12 protein-coding genes and 1 tRNA gene are annotated in these 18243 nt (G+C 62.7%); 5 read left to right on the top strand and 8 right to left on the bottom strand.

The features are described from left to right. Positions 1-202: 202 nt before the first annotated feature. Positions 203-1687 (top strand): methyl-accepting chemotaxis protein, encoded by a 1485-nt coding sequence (locus tag MOV80_RS22810; protein WP_019100265.1) that lies wholly within the window; start codon positions 203-205, stop codon positions 1685-1687. Between the two features lie 58 nt (positions 1688-1745). On the opposite strand, the gene MOV80_RS22805 is transcribed toward MOV80_RS22810, so the two are convergent. From MOV80_RS22805 to MOV80_RS22795, 3 genes are all read right to left on the bottom strand, one after another. Further along, on the bottom strand, positions 1746-2216 hold the full coding sequence (locus tag MOV80_RS22805) for a hypothetical protein (RefSeq protein WP_019100266.1): 471 nt from the start codon (positions 2214-2216) through the stop codon (positions 1746-1748). Between the two features lie 2 nt (positions 2217-2218). Then, the gene (locus tag MOV80_RS22800; RefSeq protein ID WP_118268137.1) at positions 2219-4009 is read right to left on the bottom strand and encodes a S8 family serine peptidase; all 1791 of its coding nucleotides are present in this window, start codon (positions 4007-4009) and stop codon (positions 2219-2221) included. 596 nt (positions 4010-4605) lie between these two features. Then, complete coding sequence (locus MOV80_RS22795; RefSeq protein WP_039753556.1) at positions 4606-5295, bottom strand: Bax inhibitor-1/YccA family protein; 690 nt, start codon at positions 5293-5295, stop codon at positions 4606-4608. 167 nt (positions 5296-5462) lie between these two features. Here MOV80_RS22795 and MOV80_RS22790 point away from each other — a divergent pair. Then, positions 5463-5547: transfer RNA gene (locus MOV80_RS22790), tRNA-Leu, on the top strand. 335 nt (positions 5548-5882) lie between these two features. On the opposite strand, the gene MOV80_RS22785 is transcribed toward MOV80_RS22790, so the two are convergent. The 4 genes from MOV80_RS22785 to MOV80_RS22770 form a co-directional block, all read right to left on the bottom strand. Continuing rightward, positions 5883-7199 carry an L-serine ammonia-lyase, iron-sulfur-dependent, subunit alpha gene (locus tag MOV80_RS22785; protein ID WP_118268138.1) on the bottom strand — a complete coding sequence of 439 codons (1317 nt, stop codon included), beginning with the start codon at positions 7197-7199 and terminating at the stop codon, positions 5883-5885. A gap of 66 nt (positions 7200-7265) precedes the next feature. Next, positions 7266-8612: an amino acid permease gene (locus MOV80_RS22780; RefSeq protein ID WP_249605530.1), complete on the bottom strand. Its 1347-nt coding sequence runs from the start codon at positions 8610-8612 to the stop codon at positions 7266-7268. Positions 8613-8738: 126 nt separating this feature from the next. Then, entirely contained in the window at positions 8739-9371 is a 633-nt protein-coding gene (locus tag MOV80_RS22775) for a PAS domain-containing protein (protein WP_019100271.1), read from the bottom strand. A 213-nt stretch (positions 9372-9584) separates the two neighbouring features. Continuing rightward, positions 9585-10115, bottom strand: coding sequence for a GNAT family N-acetyltransferase (locus MOV80_RS22770; protein ID WP_019100272.1), 531 nt, complete (start codon positions 10113-10115; stop codon positions 9585-9587). 166 nt (positions 10116-10281) lie between these two features. Between MOV80_RS22770 and MOV80_RS22765 the strand changes: the two genes are divergently transcribed. Together MOV80_RS22765 and serS are read left to right on the top strand one after the other, a co-directional pair. After that, positions 10282-11598 (top strand): replication-associated recombination protein A, encoded by a 1317-nt coding sequence (locus MOV80_RS22765; protein ID WP_043594223.1) that lies wholly within the window; start codon positions 10282-10284, stop codon positions 11596-11598. A 26-nt stretch (positions 11599-11624) separates the two neighbouring features. Then, the gene (serS, locus tag MOV80_RS22760) at positions 11625-12911 is read left to right on the top strand and encodes a serine--tRNA ligase (protein ID WP_118268141.1); all 1287 of its coding nucleotides are present in this window, start codon (positions 11625-11627) and stop codon (positions 12909-12911) included. A gap of 58 nt (positions 12912-12969) precedes the next feature. On the opposite strand, the gene MOV80_RS22755 is transcribed toward serS, so the two are convergent. Then, on the bottom strand, positions 12970-15465 hold the full coding sequence (locus tag MOV80_RS22755) for an EAL domain-containing protein (RefSeq protein WP_118268142.1): 2496 nt from the start codon (positions 15463-15465) through the stop codon (positions 12970-12972). A gap of 368 nt (positions 15466-15833) precedes the next feature. Between MOV80_RS22755 and hypF the strand changes: the two genes are divergently transcribed. Beyond that, the gene (gene hypF / locus MOV80_RS22750) at positions 15834-18125 is read left to right on the top strand and encodes a carbamoyltransferase HypF (RefSeq protein ID WP_107731792.1); all 2292 of its coding nucleotides are present in this window, start codon (positions 15834-15836) and stop codon (positions 18123-18125) included. Positions 18126-18243 lie beyond the last annotated feature (118 nt).

Genomic DNA, 18243 nt, shown 5'->3' with positions numbered 1-18243 from the left:
AAGCCCAACCCCCTATCCAACCGCCCGCCTCCCGGCAGGCGGTTTCGCCATTCCGCGCAACAGTTCCCCTCCCCTATTCCACCCTGCCAGGCTATGCCATTGCGTTAATTCAAACAATTGTTTTACATTGGAGCGCCATAAAAGCCGCACAACAACAAGCTGCGTCCGCAGCCGCGTCTACAACGCATCAGAGGGGCACTCCATGTCGATTCAAACCATCACCGAATGGTTCATCCCGGACCGCGTACGCCAATCTCCGGAACAGGCTATCCGCGGCCGTACCGTCGTCGGGGTCGGCCTGCTGGCCGGCCTGGTGGCGCCGCTGTTCGCCATCGAATACCTGCAACTGGGCCACCGTGCGATGGCCGTCGGCATCGCGCTGGGCGGCCTGGGCCTGCTGCTGGGGCCGCTTCTGCTCAAACTGAGCGGCGCGGTGCGCTTCAGCGCGGAATTCATCACCAGCTGCATGTACGCGATGGTGTGCTGGATGGTCTACGTCAACGGCGGCATCCAGTCCACCAGCATCGTCTGGTTCGCCGCTATTCCCTTCACCGCCGTCTTCGTCGCCACCCGCGTCTCCGGCATGGTCTGGCTGGGACTGACCGCGGCCGCCATCGGCCTGTTCCTGTGGTTGAGCGCCAAGGGACTGCTGCCCGCCAACCCGATTCCACACGCCGAAATCCCCAAGCTGCAGGCCAAATCGCTGGCCGGCTTGTCGCTAGTGGTGCTGGCCCTGGCGCTGGCCTTCGACAAGGCCAAGGTCAAAAGCTTTGAGAAACTGGAAGGCGCGCGGCGCGAGGCGGAACAAGCTCAACAAGCGATGCGGCAGCTGATGGCTCAGTTGACCGAGTCCATCCAGGCCGCTTCCAGCGCCAGCCGCGATATCGCCGGCAGCACCGGCAATATGGCCGAAACCATGGCCAGCCAGCGCGAACGCTCGGAAGACATGGTGGTGATCGCCCAACAAATGGCGGTGGTCACCAGCCAGAACGCCGAGCAATCGGTGACGGCCACTCAGCTGGCGCACACCGCCGGCCAAGCGGCCTTGGGGGGCGGCGAAGCGATGGACCAGGCGGTCAGGCAGTTGAGCAAGGCCGGCGAAGTGATCGCGTTGGCCTCCGGCCGGCTGGAACAGCTGGGCGAGCGCAGCGCAGAAGTCAGCGGCATCGTGCAACTGATCCGCGACATCGCCGACCAAACCAACCTCCTGGCGCTCAACGCCGCCATCGAGGCGGCGCGCGCCGGAGAGCTGGGCCGCGGCTTCGCGGTGGTGGCCGACGAGGTGCGCAAACTAGCCGAGCGCACCCAGAACGCCACTCTGGACATAGAACAGAAAATCCGGCTGATCGTCGACGGCACCAACCAGGCGCTCGTCGCGATGCGGGACGGCAATCAGCAGATGCAAGCGGGCCGCGACAACTCGCTGGACGCACAGCGCAAGCTATCCGGCATCATAGGCGAAACCGGCGAGCTGGCCAGCTTGCTCAGCCAGATGTCGCAGGCGGAAGCCAATCAAAACCGCGGCTTCGCCCAGTTCGCCAACGACATCACCGCGGTGGGCGAATCCACCCGCAGCCTATCCGGCGAAACCCAGGCCATCGCGGACGCCATCGCCCGGCTGGACCGCTTGCTGGAGGATCTGGGCCAAAACACCCGCCACCTTCAGACGCAAAACGCCACGGCATGAAAAACGCCGGCCCAGGGCCGGCGTCGTCCTTTGAACAGGCTCTCGCCCGCGAACGCCCTTATTGCGGCAACTCGCTATTACTGAATACCTCCAACTGCACTTGCTTCACCCGCTTGTCCGCGGACAGGCGCTGTTGCAAGGACAGCAACTCGACCTGGGCCGGCGCGTCGAACACCACCACGCTTTGAGTGCGGTAACGCACGCTCAGGCTATGGTCGCGCGCCACCGCGGCCTCGTCTCGCGGCGAAGCCAGCTTCACCATCACCACGCCGCTGACCCTGGACGGAGCCAGTTCCCCTTCGGAACGCAGCACGTCGCCGCGCTTCAGCGTCACACCGCCTTCGCTCGCCGCCGAGCGGGCGCTGACGCCCTGCGGCAGCTTGCCGGCCGGAGCCGCTTGTTTGTAATAGGTCTTGCCGTTGATCACCAGCGGCTGGCCGCCCGGCTTCTGCTTGAAGGACGGAACGTCGGCGGCCTGAGCGCCGGCGGCCAAGGCCAGCAGGCCGGCCAAAATCAGGGAATGTTTCATCGTTATGCTCCTTTGTGGCCGATGAAGCGGATGGACCAAGACCGCAGGGTGCCGGCGGCGTTGGGCAGGCTCAGCGTGCTCTGGCCCTTAGCGTCCCGGTAGTCGTAATAGTACTCGGCGCCGTTGGTGTCGATCACGCGCAGCCGCCATTGACCGCGCGCCGATTCGCCGTAAAAGTGGTTGGACAACAAACGCTGCTGGTTCAGGCCGTAACTCTCGTTCACCAGGCCGGTGCGCGGCGACAGCAATACCGAGCGGGTACCCGCCGGCGAAATCAGTTCCACCGCCAGGTCGTTGGCGCGGCCGTGCTTGGCGTCCACCAGCACTTGCACCGCTTCCACCGTCAAATCCTCGGCGTGGGTGTACACGCTGTCCAGACCGGCTTCGCTGGCGTCTGGAATCGCCTTCATCACCGACACCGTCTGCCAGCGCGTCTTCTCCAGCGCCGTCAGCGGCTTATGAGTGCGGCCCAGCTCCACCGCCTTGTCCACATCGATCAGGCCAAAGCCGTAGAACGGATGGAAGGCGAGACCGGCGGCGTTGTTCTGCCACCCCGGCAAAGCCTGGTAGCTGTGCGCGCCCCCCTTGGCGTCCTTGAAGGCCAGGGTCACGCCGGCATGATTGGCATCCACTTTACGCGCCGATTTGATCAGCAGATCGCGCACATCACGCGCGCTCAGGCTGGGATAAGCCGACATCAGCAACGCGAATGAACCTGAAGCCGCCGGCGCCGCGGCGGAAGTGCCGTTCATGGTGCCGCGATAATCGCAATTAGGGTCCAGCGCGGTGCCGCCGTGCAACTGATTGGTGGACGGACGCAACGTGGAGTTGGAGCCGCGGTCGCACCCCACCAGATCGGTGGTCACCATCGCCGGGCTGGCAGTGCCGTACTCGCCGCCAGGGGAAGTCAGCAGAACGTTGGCGCCCACCGAGGAGTAGGACGAACGCACGCCGTCGGCGTTCAGCGCCGACACCACCACGTTCCAGTAGTTGCTGTTGTCGGTGGTCAGGTTGGAGTCCTGAATCGGCAGACCGTCGTTGCCGGCCTTGGCCAAGACATAAGTGGGTTTGCCGTCATTGTCCGAGCCGGATTGGAAGCTGACGTAGGCGTTGCCCGCCGACTTGACGAACACCGCGCCCTTGCCGCCGTTGCTGCGCAGGCTGACGTCCTCGTGCGCTTCGTCTCGCACTCGCAACGACATATCAGTGTCCGGATTGCCCGGAATCGAGCGGATCGCCGAGCTGCCGTAGCTCTGGTTGAACACGCGGGAGCTGGTGGACGACTGGCCGGCGCCGTCGCTCGGCGATTTGCCGTGCGACAGCATCCAACCGGCGGTGGTCTGCGCCTTCAGCCAGTTGAAGCCGTTCAAACTGGCCGCCGGCGCCACGCCGCGGCCTCCCAGATTGTTGAAGCCCACCGCGGCGGCGATGCCGGCCACGGCGGTGCCGTGGCTGTCGGTGGCCGCGCTGGGGGTCGGGTCGTCGCTATTGTTCGCCAGATTCTTGGAGCCGGGCACCACATTGCCCGCCAAGTCCGGGTGGCGGATCTCCAGGCCGTCGTCGATGACGGTCACTGTCACGCCGCGCCCCTGGATGCTGCGCGAATGGCTGAGCGCCAGATTCAGATCAATGCCGGCCACGCCGCCGCGTTGCGAAAACGCGTTCTGCCCCGTGTTTTGCAGGAACCATTGCTGGGACACCAGCGGGTCTCCCGGCTGCAAGGGCGTTGCGGCCTGACCGGCCAGGGACGCCAGGGCCAACGAAACCGCGCCCACCGTGATATGGATACGCATTGCATCTCCTAAGTGTCGAAACTACGGTCTATTGAGAAAAACCGCCGTGAGTCCGGGGCTGCCACCCCATCGCTCTCAGCCATTCGCCCCCGCCTGCCAGCGGCGGCGAAATCCTCGGTCCCGCGCTGGCGTCCGGTTTCGGAAGGCCAAGCCATCCTTACCCGGTCGCCTTGCGGCGAACCTGCGTCGGCGCTCGCGCCGGGCCGTCAGGGCGGCCTCCACCTCCGCGCTCCGGCCGGCCCAAGCGGCATCCGCCCAAGCAGTGAACCATCAAAATCGAAAATGCCAAAGTCCTATTTATTTTTATCGTATATAAAAACTTCATAATACAAAATGCAATAATTCCCATTCACAAATATGACAAAAGGAAGCAACAAACCAGGAAAAATGATGTCAAAATCAACCGCTTAGCATGAAACATCCAACAATTACCGTAGCCGACGGCGCAGCGGCCAGTCGCCCATAAACACAGCCAGACCCAGAGAAGAACGTCAGGATTTGTCAGACAGAAGCACTAAGAAAGAGAAGAAAAAGGAACAAATAAAAAACGCCCCGGACGGGGCGTTTTGGATTGGAAGACGATGCCGACGCGAGGTTTAGTCGCGTTCTCCGGCAAAAGCCAGCAACAGTTGCAACAAGCTGGTGAACAGGTTGTAAATGCTGATGTAGATCGACAACGCCGCGGAAATGTAGCTGTCCTCGCCGCCGTCCACCACCACCTTGACCTGCCACAGAATCATCAGCGAGCTGAACAGCGCGAAAGCCGCGGAAATCATCAGATGGAAAGCCGGCATGCGCAGGAAGATGTTGGCCACCACCGCTACCATCAGCACGATGGCGCCCACGGTGAGGAAGTTGCCCAGGCCGCTCAGATCGCGCTTGGTGGTGGTGGCAATGCCCGCCATCACGAAGAACACCAGCGCGGTGGCCGCGCCCGCGGTCATAATCAGCTGGCCGCCGTTGGAAAACTTGAACGCCAGTTGCAGCAAGGGCCCCAACAGCAAGCCCATCAGGAAAGTGAAACCCAGCATCAGAAACACACCAGCCGAGCTGTAGCGGTTTTTCTCGATGGCGAACACCAAGCCGTAGAATACGGCCAGGATCGCCAGCATGCCGATGATGGGGCTGCCGGCCAGGAAGCCGAAATTCATATTGGTGCCGACGATGGCTCCCATCACCGTGGGAATCATCGACAGGCCCAGCAAACCATAAGTATTGCGAAGAACCTTATGGCGTACCTCGGCCATACCGGTCGTCTGATAGGCCGTCTCAAGGTTCGGGTGCATAATGTAAGCCTTTCTCCAAAGGGATTTTTATCAAATTGTACCGACAGTGACAGCCGCTGTGGCAATAAGTTTCCCGGCGGCCCGGCTTGCGTCGCGCAAACGCTTCGGGTATTCTTGCACTCCCTTGCAAATGAGGACGGTTGTTTTAATTTGCAAGCGGCATCAAAGCGAAAGTGGCGGAATTGGTAGACGCACTGGATTTAGGTTCCAGCGCCGCAAGGCGTGAGAGTTCGAGTCTCTCCTTTCGCACCAACCCTGATTGTACCCATACCTCTTGCAAAACGCTTGGGCTAAGCCCTCCCTACCGTCGTAGCAAAGCGGCTCGGCTCAACACGCTGTTTTCCGTTTATCTTGCATTATCTTTGTCCCGCCCAAGCTCCAAACTGTTCCTCGGAACCTGTTCAAAACTTGCTGCGCTTCAGCGATACATCGTTAAAACAAGCTTGCTCATGCTTCGTATAAACACTCTGCTTCCCCAGCCGCTTGAGCCTTAGCCGGCAAGCACGCTCCCGAATCACAAACGCAGGCCATGAAAAACGCCCTCGAAGCGCAGACTCGTCGAGGGCGTTGGATTTAGCGTGATGGGATCAAGCACTGGCGGCGGTTTGCTTGTCCATCATGATTTTCAGAATCTGCGCATCAGTCTGCACCATTCCCTGGCTGGCCAGCTTGCCCAGGTTGGCGATGGAGGCGTCCAGCTCACATTCCACAATGCCGTCGCTGCCCGCCACGCACACGCCGTCCAGCGCCATCAGTACCGCCTTGTAAGCTGACCCCGCCGAAGTGGACACCTTCATCGCGCAGCTATTGGACGCGCCGTCGCAAATCATGCCGGCCAAGTCGCCTATCATGCTGGAAATGGCCATGCCCGCCACCGCGTAGCCGCCGCCCAGCAACTGAGCCATCCCCGCCGCCGCGCCCATGGACGCGGTAGTGACCGCGCACAGCGCGGACAGCTTGGGCAGCCGGGCGTGAATATAAATGGCCATCAAGTGCGACAGCATCAGCGCTCGCGTCAGCCCCTCGCGATCGGCGCCGACATGCTCGGCCACCACCACCACCGGCATGGTAGCGGCAATGCCCTGATTTCCGGAGCCGGAGTTGCTCATCGCCGGCAGGGTGGCGCCGCCCATGCGGGCGTCGGACGCCGCGGTGGTGCGGGTGAGGATGCGGGTCAACAGATTGTCCGACAACAATCCGGCGCTCACCTGCTTGTGCAGGGTTGCGCCAATGTGCAGGCCAAACTGTCCCCCCATGCCCGCTCGCGACAGCGCCTCGTTCAGCGTGGCCGCCTCGTGGATGAAATCCATCGCCTCCAGCGGAGCCTGGGTGGCGAAGTCGTAAACATCCCGCGCCGTCGCGTCGGAAAAGTCGTACGCGGCGCCGGCCTGGCCGGAACTCTCGAGTTCAGCGCGGAACAACGCCGCGCCATTGCGCTCGATCAGCACCACATTAGTGTGAGAGTCCGCGATACAGACCCGTGCCGTCTCGTCGCCGGCGAACACTCGGGCTTCCGAATACAGGATATTCGGCACGTCCGCGATGCTCAGCGTCACGCGCTGCTCGGCGAGCATGCGTTTGGCGGCATCCACCACTTCGCCGCTCAAACCCTTTAGCACCTCCAGCTTGCCGTCCGGGTCGCCTCCTAGCGCGCCCACCGCGGCGGCGATCTGCAAGCCCACCGCGCCAGTGCCCGGCACCGTCACGCCCATGCCGTTCTTCATCAGATTGGGCGAAACCCGCGCTTCGATGCGTTCCGGCGCGCGGCCCAGCGTCTTGGCGGCGATGGCACAGGCCAGGGCCAATGAAATCGGCTCGGTGCAACCCAGCGCCGGCGCCACTTCCGCGCGCGCCGCCTTGACGAACTTCGGCCACAGATCGGTGTTGAGAGTTGGTGTACACATAATGATTACGCTTTCAAATCAAGTAAATGTCTTGCCGCCGCCCACAAGGCGGGCCGGCGGCGAAAATCAGGAGAAAGCCAGGAACGGCGACACGCAGAGCAAAAGGCCGGTGGCGATGATGATCTTGAGCGCGGCGCCCTTGTATTTGTGCAGGAAGGGCACTTGGTAAACCAGATAGGCCGGGATCAAACAGCCCACCAAGCCAAAAACCGGGCTGCAGATCGAAGTGAAGCTCAGCACCGGCGCGTTCAGCACGATGGCGCCCCAGGACAGCAAGACGGTGAACACCATGATGCCCTTGGCCACCCACTCGGGTCGGATGCGCTCCTCCGGCATCACCCGGCGCAGCAGATTCATCGCCAGGCCCTGGCAGGCCTCGCGGAAGCCCAGATAAACGCCAAAATACGCGGTCATCACCGCAAAAATATTCAGGATCAGGCTGAACAGCTTCACCATATCGCCCGGCATGCTGCTGGCCACCATGGCCAAAGCGGAAATGTTTTCATGCGAGGCCTTGACCGCCTGTTCGTGCCCCATCGCCAAGGTAAAGGACACCGCGTAGAAAAAGACGGTAACAAAGAGGATGCCGAAGGCGATGTTCATCGCCCGCATTGCCTTGTACTGCGCCACTTTCCGCGACTTTTCCCGCGCGCGGTAGGAAATCACCATCGGGCTCAGGCTTTGAATGAACAGGATGGAGGTCAGCGTGAACGGCAGCATGACGATGGCGTCCTTGATCAGGCTGCCCAGCGAGGGGAAAGCGCCCACATTGACCATTCGCCATTCCGAAACCATGGCCAGGCCCAGCACCGCCACCACGCCCAGCTTGGTCAACACCATGCCGGTGGAAATCTTGAATAGCAGTTGCTCGCCACGGGAAGCCAGCGCCACCAGCAGGCAGATCAGCCCCAAGCCATAGAAGGGATTGGCGGACAGCAGCGTCTCGGTCACGCCGAAGCTGTGCAGAAAGGAGGCGCTGTCGTTAGTGATGGCGGTTGAATACACAAAAACCCAGATCACCAGCATGATGAAGTAGAGCGCCCCCAGCAGAATGCCCCAGTTCTTGCCCAGATAGCCGCTGATCACGCTGGGGTAATCCTTGCACTCCGGCGACTCCGCCAAGGTGTTGATGAACAGACGCTGGAACAAATACATCGCCGGATAACCGATAACGGAGGAGAGCAAGAACACCCACAGCCCCATCAACCCCACCTGCACCGGCAGGAACACGATGCCGGCGCCTATCGCCATGCCTATGCTCATCACGACCCAACCGCGGTCGATGCCGTCGAAACGCACCGCCTCCCGCCATTCCGCCTCCCGCCATTCCGCCTCCCGCCATTCCGCCTCGCTCATTCCCGCGCGCTCGGCAGCGCTTGCCCTGGGCTTGACGCCCACTTGGGTGATGTCCATACTCGTTGTTCCTTTAGTGGTTCATCTACTGTCTCAAGCCCTCCGGCGCCAACCGGATGCTTGGGTTTCCCCGCCGCGTTGCGCCAACAGCGCGTGAAAGGATTCTCGGACGCGTATCGGAAGCCCTCAGTCGCGGCACTGCTTCAGATAGCGGTAAAGAGTGGGTTCGGAAATCTCCAACGCCTGCGAAGCCTTGCCGACGAATCCGCGGATAGAGAACAAGCCCCGCTGATTCAGCTCCCTGATCACCTCCAGTTTTTCATCGCCGGACAAGCGCGTAGGATCAATCGCGTATTGCTCCAGCACGCCCTGCATAATCCCCACGCCAACATCATCAATGCCTAGCGACAAGGTTTCCTGATGCGAGTCGTGAGACAGTTCCACCGGCAGCAGAGCCTGTACCGCCTCCAGCGCGCGCTTGTAGCGGCTGTCGTCGGAGTTGACGCAGAGCATGGCCTGCACGCGGCCGGTCTCGTCCTTGATCACCAGGGTGGACGAACGCAGCGACACTCCGCCTCGGGTCTTGCTGCGGTAGTTCAGCCGATAGTTCTCGCCCCCCTTGGCGGAGCACTCCCGCGCCATGCACAAGGCGAGGTCGGTGGCCGGGGCGCCGACGCTGCGGCCGGACACATGCCCATTGCGGATGATTTTGAGCGAGGCGCTGGGATCGGATAGATCGTGCACAGCCACTTCGCTGTCCGGCCCCAACAGGGCCGACACGAAATCGGCGAGCACTTCCGCGTCAAGTTGCAGTTTCATGGCGATGACAAAAAAATTATCACGATGAGATTCTATGCATCACCATTCAGCCATGTCATGCGCAACCACAAGCGCATTTGACGCGCGTCAAATCCATAGTCGCAGTGAAGTTTTACGAAGCCGGCATCCAATGAAAAAACCCTCTGAAATAGCGGGTTGCACGATTCGGCGCGGCGGTATCGGCCAAGAGCGTTTCGGCCGCCAGGCCCTTTCTCAGAAAACCTCGTCGGACAGCAAACGCCTGGCGAACAAATCCACCGGCGTGTCCGGAATGAAGTCCAGGCTCACCCGCCCCTCCACGGCGAAACCCAGCTTGCTCAACACGCGCGCGGAGCCGGCGTTGTCCGGATGCACCAAGCCCACCAGCCGGTCCAGCGCGTAAACATCCCGCGCCAGGCGCAGACAGGCGCGGCCAGACTCGGTGGCCAGGCCCAAACCCCAGTACTCCGGCAGAAAGCGATAGCCCAGTTCCACCGCGTCCACCGCCGCCATGTATTTCAGGCCACTGAAGCCTATTACCTCGCCGCTATCCTTCCACACGCAGGCCACTCGGCCAAAACCATGCCGCTCATAATCCGCTAGCGGGCCGTCGCGCATTGCCTGCAAAGCTTGCTCGGGCGAGCCAAAGGGCGTGTTGCCGACATAGCGGATGGCCTCGGCCACGGTACCAAGCCGGTAAAAAGCGTCCAGATCATCCTCCTTGAAAGGCCGCAAAATCAGGCGGCCGGTATCTACTGCTTGCATTTCTGTCTCCCAGCTGTTTGCTGCATCATGGCAATGGGAAAAATTTGCCAGCAATCATCCGCCAACGCCATATTTTTTTGCGCTGCAACAAATCCGCGCGGCAGGCGCGCCCAGCGGCTCAGCTGATATACTGTCGCTTTGATTTCCCCCGCCGCAGAACCCCGCCATGAACGATCTGTTTGCCCATGAACCGAAAAAACCGCTGGCCGAAGCGCTGCGTCCCGGCCGCCTCGACGAGGTGATCGGCCAACGGCACTTGATCGGCCCTGGCAAACCGCTGCGGCTGGCAGTGGAGGCGCGCACCCCGCACTCGATGATTCTGTGGGGCCCGCCCGGCGTCGGCAAGACCACGCTGGCGCGCATTCTCGCCGCCAGTTTCGACGCCGAATTCATCCCGCTGTCGGCAGTGTTCTCCGGCGTCAAGGACATCCGCGAGGCGGTGGAGCGCGCGCACGCCGCGCTGCAGCGCTCCGGCCGCCACACCATTCTGTTCGTCGACGAAGTGCACCGCTTCAACAAGAGCCAGCAGGACGCCTTCCTGCCCTTTGTCGAATCCGGCCTGCTCACCTTCATCGGCGCCACCACGGAAAACCCCTCCTTCGAGGTCAACTCCGCGCTGCTGTCGCGCGCCCAGGTCTATGTGCTGAACAGCCTGGACGAAGAAGAGCTGCGCCAGTTGTTCGAACGGGCCGCCGCCAACGGCGCGCTGGAGGGGCTGAGCTTCGACGATGCCGCCATCGATACGCTGACCGGCTACGCCGACGGCGACGCCCGCCGCTTCCTCAACCTGCTGGAGCAAACCCGCACCGCCGCCTACGCCCGCAAGACCGGCCAGATAGACCGCGACTTTCTGTCCGAGGTACTGACCGTCAACGCGCGTCGCTTCGACAAGGGCGGAGACGATTTCTACGACCAGATCTCCGCGCTGCACAAATCGGTGCGCGGCTCCAATCCGGACGCGGCGCTGTACTGGCTGACGCGGATGCTGGACGGCGGCGCCGACGCGCGCTACCTGGCGCGCCGGCTGGTGCGCATGGCCTGGGAGGATATCGGCCTGGCCGACCCGCGCGCGATGCAGATCGCCAACGACGCCGCCGCCACATATGAACGGCTGGGCAGCCCGGAAGGCGAACTTGCGCTGGCTCAAGCCGCGCTGTATTTGGCCGTAGCCGCCAAGAGCAACGCCGGGTACAAGGCGTATAATGAGGCCCGCGCCTTCATCAAACAGGACAAATCCCGGCCGGTGCCGGTACACTTGCGCAATGCGCCCACTCGGCTGATGAAGGAGTTGGGCTACGGCCACGAATACCGTTACGCCCACGACGAACCCCATGCCTACGCCGCCGGCGAGACCTATCTGCCGGAAGGAATAGAGGACATGCGCTGGTATCATCCGACTCCGCGCGGACTGGAAAGCAAAATACGGGACAAGCTGGATTTCCTGCGTCAGCTCGACGACGACGCCCAGCAAGACTCCGAATAAGTGAAAGAAACAGGACCAACCTAACCATGCTCGACATCAATCTGCTTCGCAACGACATCGAAGCCGTCGCCGCCCGTCTGGCCGGCCGCGGCTATACCCTAGACACCGCAGCCTTCAACCAGCTGGAGTCCGAACGCAAATCCCTGCAAACCCGCATGCAGGAACTGCAAGCCAAGCGCAACGCCTCCTCCAAGCAGATCGGCGTGGCCAAGGGCAAGGGCGAAGACGTGTCAGCCATCCTGGCCGAAGTGGCGACGCTGGGCGACGAATTGAAAGCCGCCGAGCAAGGCTTCGACGCGGTGCAAAAGCAGTTGGACGCCTGGCTAATGTCCATCCCCAACCTGCCGCACGAATCGGTGCCGGCGGGCAAGGACGAAAACGACAATGTGGAAGTGCGCCGCGTCGGCGTGCCGCGCCAGTTCGACTTCGAGGTCAAAGACCATGTCGACGTCGGCGCGCCGCTGGGCCTGGACTTTGATACCGGCGCCAAGCTGTCCGGCGCGCGCTTCACCGTGCTCAAGGGCGACATCGCCCGGCTGCACCGCGCTATCGCCCAGTTCATGCTGAACACCCATACCGGCGATCACGGCTACGTCGAGCATTACACTCCCTACATCGTCAACGACAGCGCGCTGCTGGGCACCGGCCAGTTGCCCAAGTTCGCCGAAGACATGTTCAAGGTGACCAAGGGCGGCGAAGAAGGCAATGTGGACCAGTACCTGATCTCCACCTCGGAAATCACGCTGACCAACACCGTCAGCAACAGCATCCTCAAGGCAGAGGAACTGCCGCTGAAACTGACCGCGCATTCGCCCTGCTTCCGTTCCGAAGCCGGCAGCTACGGCCGCGACACCCGCGGCATGATCCGCCAGCACCAGTTCGACAAGGTGGAAATGGTGCGCATCGAGAAGCCGGAAGACTCCTACGCCGCGCTGGAGGAAATGGTCAGCCACGCCGAGAACATCCTCAAGGCGCTGGAACTGCCCTACCGCGTGATCACGCTGTGCACCGGCGACATGGGCTTCGGCGCCGCCAAGACTTACGATCTGGAAGTCTGGCTGCCGGCGCAGAACACCTATCGCGAAATCTCCAGCTGCTCCAACTGCGAGTCCTTCCAGTCGCGCCGGATGATGGCGCGCTACAAGGACGAAAACGGCAAGAACCAGCTGGTGCACACGCTGAACGGCTCCGGCCTGGCGGTGGGACGCACCCTGGTGGCGGTGCTGGAAAACTACCAGAACGCCGACGGCAGCGTGACCATCCCGGCGGTGCTGCGGCCTTACTTTGGCGGCCGCGACAAAATCGGCGGTTAAACTCAAGCCTGGCTTAAAACCGACACAAGACAACGGCGCCCATCGCGGGCGCCGTTTTTCACATCCGCGCCGCCAGCAGCGCTTCGAACTCGGCTCGCGGCAACGGCTTGCTGAATAGATAGCCCTGGCCCAGCCGGCAGCCCTGCCGCAGCAGGAAATCACGCTGCGACTCCAGTTCCACGCCCTCGGCCACCAGTTCCAACCCCAGACTGCGGCCTATCGAAATGATGGCGCTGGTGATGGCGGCGTCGTCGCCGTCATGGTGCAGGTCCATGATGAAGGAACGATCAATCTTCAAGCCCTTGACCGGCAGCCGCTTCAAATAGGACAGCGAGGAATAGCCGGTGCCGAAATCGTCGATGGACAGATAAACGCCCAACTCGCGCAAGCGCTGCAAAGCCTCCACCATGCCGCTATCCTCGTCCATCGCCACGCTTTCGGTAATCTCCAGCTCCAACTCGCCGCTATTCAGACCATGCCGGCGCAACGTGCGCGCCACCGTGTCGGCGAAGCTGCCGTACTTGAGCTGGCGGCCGGACACATTGACCGCGATGCGGCCGGGCTCCAGTCCCATCGCATGCCACCGAGCCCAGTCTCGGCAAGCGGTGTCCAGCACCCACTCGCCTATCGGCACCATCAACGAGCCGTCCTCGGCGATCGGGATAAACTTGGCGGGCGCCATCAGCCCCAGTTCGGGATGGCGCCAGCGCAGCAAAGCCTCCGCCCCCACCACCCGCTGCGTAGCCAGTTCCACCTTGGGCTGATACCACACTTCCAGCTCTTCCTGCGCCAGCGCGCGGTGCAGGCTGTACTCCAGTTTCAGCCGCTCCATGGCCCGCGCGTTCATGTCCGAGGTGTAGAACTGAAAATTGTTCTTGCCGCGCTCTTTGGCTTGGTACATCGCGGAATCCGCGTTCACCAACAAAGCATCCGCGCTGACCCCGTCCTCCGGATACATGCTGATGCCGATGCTGGCGGAGATGAACAGCTCGTGGCCTGTCAGGCCGGACTGTTCGGTCACGCCGTCCAGCAACTGCTGCGCCAGCGCCGCCACCTGGGTCACACGCTCCACCGCCGGAAGCAACAGGATGAACTCGTCCCCGGACAACCTGGCCACGGTGGAGTGCGGCGGCGCATACTGCAGCAACACTGAGGCGATACGCACCAGCAATTCGTCGCCGGCATGATGTCCCAGCGTGTCGTTGACCAGCTTGAAGCGGTCCAGGTCGACGAACAGCAGCGCGAACTGCGCCCGCGTCGGCTGCGCTCGCTCTATCGCCTCTTGCAGCCGCTCCAGGAACAGGGTCCGGTTGGGCAAGCCGGTCAAGGCGTCGTGATTGGCCAGAAAGTGCAGCCGCTCCTCAGACTGCTTGCGCTGGGTGATGTCGGAAAACACCGCCACGTAATGCAGGCATTCTCCGTCCGCGTCGCGGATGGCGGTAATGCTCAGATGCTCGGTGTACAACAGGCCGCCCTTGCGGCGGTTGACCACCTCGCCCTGCCAGACCCCGCTCTCTTTCAGGCTTTGCCACAGCTTCTGATAAAAGTCCGCCGGCTGCCGGCCGGATTTGAGCAAGGCGGGCGTGCGGCCCAGGGCCTCCTGGCTGCTGTAACCAGTGATGCGGCTGAACGCCGGGTTCACCATCTGGATCACCCCGTTGCCGTCGGTGATCAAGATGCCCTCCAGCGTTGACTCGAACACCTTGTCCGCCAACAACAGGCTGCGCCGAGAATGCAGCAGCGCGTCGTCGCGCTCGCGCAAGGCGGAATGCAGTTCCTGCAAAAACTCCTGCTCCACCATCTGGATAATGTCGCGGAACCCCAGCAACTGCAGCAGCGTTCCATCGACGTCGTACACCGCCAAGTGCCGAATCTTATGCTGCAGGATCAACTGCCTGGCCTGCAACAGGCTGCTGCCCTCGCGCACGCCCAGCAGCGGCCAGGAGCAGGCTTCGGCCAGCGTCGCCGGCGCTCGTCCCTCGGCCAACAGCCGCAGCAGATCGCGCAGGGTCAGGATGCCGTAGTCCCCATTATCGAAACTGACAGCCAAAGCCGTGGCGCCGTGACGCCGCATCAAGGCCAGCGCCTCTTCAGGCGAGCCCTGAGCGCCCAGCAAACATAAGGGCGCGGCGCGGTCCGCCACCACCCGCCGCACGCTTAGAAAGGATTCGCTGCCCTGGCTCAACACGATATCGGTCAGCGACACCACGCCGCACATCTTGCCGGCCTGCTCCACCAGCGCATGACGGATGCCGCGCTGGCGGAACAGGGCCACCGCCTCGCTCACCGGCAGATCGTGCGGCAGTACCACCAAGGGCGTGCTCATCGCGCCGCCCACCGGCCTCATGCCAACCACGCCATCCAACCGGTCCAGCGCCAACGCGTCGGCTTCGGTCCAAATCCCCAACGGCCGTCCCGCCTCGTCCTGCACCACGATGGAACCACAGCCCGCCAGCAACATGCGCCGCGCCGCCTCCGCCAGCGACGTATCCGCCGAGCACGCCAGGATATCCGGGGTAGAGATTTCTTTTATACACTGTTTTAAGCAATACATTAACAATCCAACCCGGGCTATTCACGGAAAAATTCCAAATGGCATTATAACGATGCAAATCGCCGTCATATAGTCGGATTGCAACAGCCCCGCTCTACAGCGGCATCGAGGCTTCTTACCCCCTCTCAAATCCCGCCGGTTTCTTCCTCAAGACATTCCTTTTGCATTCAGTAAATCGTCAAATACTCATATACATGATCTAGAACAAGGCGCGATGCGGAGCGTGGCTGCTAGGCTGACAACAGAATCGGCGAATTTAAACTCGCCATGAAAATGACAAAGGTATTGCGCGGCGCAGCAAAATCACTTGTTGGAACGGCGGCAATGCGCATAGTCAGCCCAACCACCCACACAGCGACACAAGCACCATGAGCCAACAACGCATCCACCTATCGGTTCAGGGCCGGGTTCAAGGCGTCGGCTTCCGTCCCTTCATCTGGCGCACGGCCAGCGAGTGCGGCCTCACCGGCTTTGTCCGAAACAGCGGCGAAGGCGTCACGCTGGAACTGCAAGGCGAGCCGCAGGCGCTGAGCGCCTTCCGCCAGGCGCTTCGAACCCGCCTGCCGCCGCTGGCGCACATCGACGCGCTGCAGGAGCGCGATATTCCGCTGCGCGATACCGAACAACGCTTTCAAATAGAAGAAAGCAGCGGCGCGGTCACCCACGCCCGGTTGCCGGCGGACGTAGCCACTTGTCCGTGCTGCGTGGAAGAACTGTTCACCCCTGGCGACCGCCGCTACCGCTTTCCCTTCATCAACTGCACCGATTGCGGGCCGCGCTACACCGTCACCCACCGGCTGCCCTACGACCGCGCCAACACCAGCATGCTGGCCTTTCCGCTGTGTCCCGTCTGCCGCCAAGAATACCTTGACCCGAACAGCCGCCGCTTTCACGCCGAACCCACCGCCTGCCCGGTGTGCGGCCCCAAGCTGCAGCTGACCGACCGCTTTGGCCAGAGCCTGAACGGCGACCCCATCGTGGGCGCGGTGCAAATCCTCAATATGGGTCGCAGCATAGCGATGAAAGGCTTGGGCGGCTTCCATCTGGTCTGCGACGCAGCCAGCCCGGCGGCGGTGGCGCGGCTGCGCCAGCTCAAACACCGCCCCGGCAAACCGCTGGCCATCATGGCACTGAACGTGGAATCCATCCGCGCGCTCTGCCATGTCAGCGAAGAAGAGGCCGCCTGGTTGCAACGCCCGGAACGCCCCATCGTGTTGCTGAACAAAAAACCCGAAGCCGACCAACTGCTGCCGGACATTGCACCCGGTCTGTCGGCTCTGGGCGTGATGCTGCCCTACACTCCGCTTCAATGGCTGCTGTTCCACGAAGCGCTGGGCCGCCCGCCCGGGACCAGTTGGCTGCGCCAGCCCTGCTCGCGGCTATGGGTGATGAGCAGCGCCAACTTGTCCGGCGAGCCCATCGTCACCGGCAACCAAGAGGCCCGCGAACGGCTGAACCAGGTAGCCGACGTCTTCCTGCTGCATAACCGCGCCATCGTCACTCGTTGCGACGATAGCGTGGTATCGCTGGAGCGGCGGCGGCCGCTGCTGTTCCGCCGCGCTCGCGGCTTTGTGCCGGACCCGGTGCCGTTGACGCTGGACGGCCCGCCGGTACTGGCGCTGGGCGCCTATATGAAGGCCACCGCCACCGTGCTGCGCGGCAAGGACGCCTTCGTGTCGCAATACATCGGCGCGCTCAACCACCCTCTGACCTGCGAGGCGCTGCAACAAGCGGCCGACCACTTGCTCGACCTCACCGGCGTCGCTCCGCAGGCAGTGGCTTGCGACCTGGAAACCGGCACCTACTCCAGCATGCTGGCCGAACACTTGTCCAAGCAATGGGAAGTGCCGCTGATCCGGGTTCAGCACCACCATGCCCACCTGGGCGCGGTGCTGGCCGAACACGGCGTGGCGGAACCGGCTTTGGGCTTGGCGCTGGACGGCTATGGCCTGGGTCACAACAACGGCGCCTGGGGCGGTGAAATGATGCTGGTGGACGGCGACAGCTGCGAACGCATCGGCCACATCTCGCCGTTGCCGCTGCCCGGCGTGGGACGCAGCCGGCTGCCCCCCTGGAAACTGGCCGTGGCCTTATGGCAAACCCTGGAACTGGGACCGCTGCCGCCGCGGCTGGCGGCCCAGCCCGGCGCCCAACAATTGGAGAAACAGCTCTCTATCCGCCGAGACTGCCAGGACAGCACCAGCTTGGGCCGCTGGTTCGGCGCCGTCGCCGGCCTGACCCGCCAATGCGGGGTGGAAACCTTCGAAAGCGAAGCCGCGCAAAGGCTGGAGGCTCAGGCCGAGCCAGCCGAGCCGCTAGCCGACGGCTGGCTCACCCAGGCCAACCTGCTTGACCTGACGCCGCTTGCGCGCCATCTGTGCCAACTGGACGACGACCGAGCCATCGCCAGCCTGTGGCACGCCACGCTGGCAGCCGCGCTGGCGGACTGGGCCATCAAGGCGGCACGCACCACGGGCACCCGCATCGTGGCGCTGGCCGGCGGCTGCTGCGGCAATCGCCAACTGATGGCACAACTGCTGCCGCGGCTGGAGCAGGCCGGCCTGCGCCCGCTGACCGCGGAACAACTTCCGCCCAACGACGGCGGCCTGAGCCTGGGCCAGGCCTGGGTGGCCCGCCAGCGCCTGCTCCGCCGGAGCTGAAATGAAAACGGCGCGTCGCCCAAAGGCGACGCGCCGCGAATACCGGCCCAATAAACGTCTTAGAGCCTGTTCAAAATCTTTTTAACACTATCGCTAAGAAGGCCAGATGGATGAACTG

Source organism: Chromobacterium sp. IRSSSOUMB001 (assembly GCF_023507765.1).
Taxonomy (GTDB): domain Bacteria; phylum Pseudomonadota; class Gammaproteobacteria; order Burkholderiales; family Chromobacteriaceae; genus Chromobacterium; species Chromobacterium haemolyticum.
This window is presented reverse-complemented; position numbering and strand designations above follow the sequence as displayed.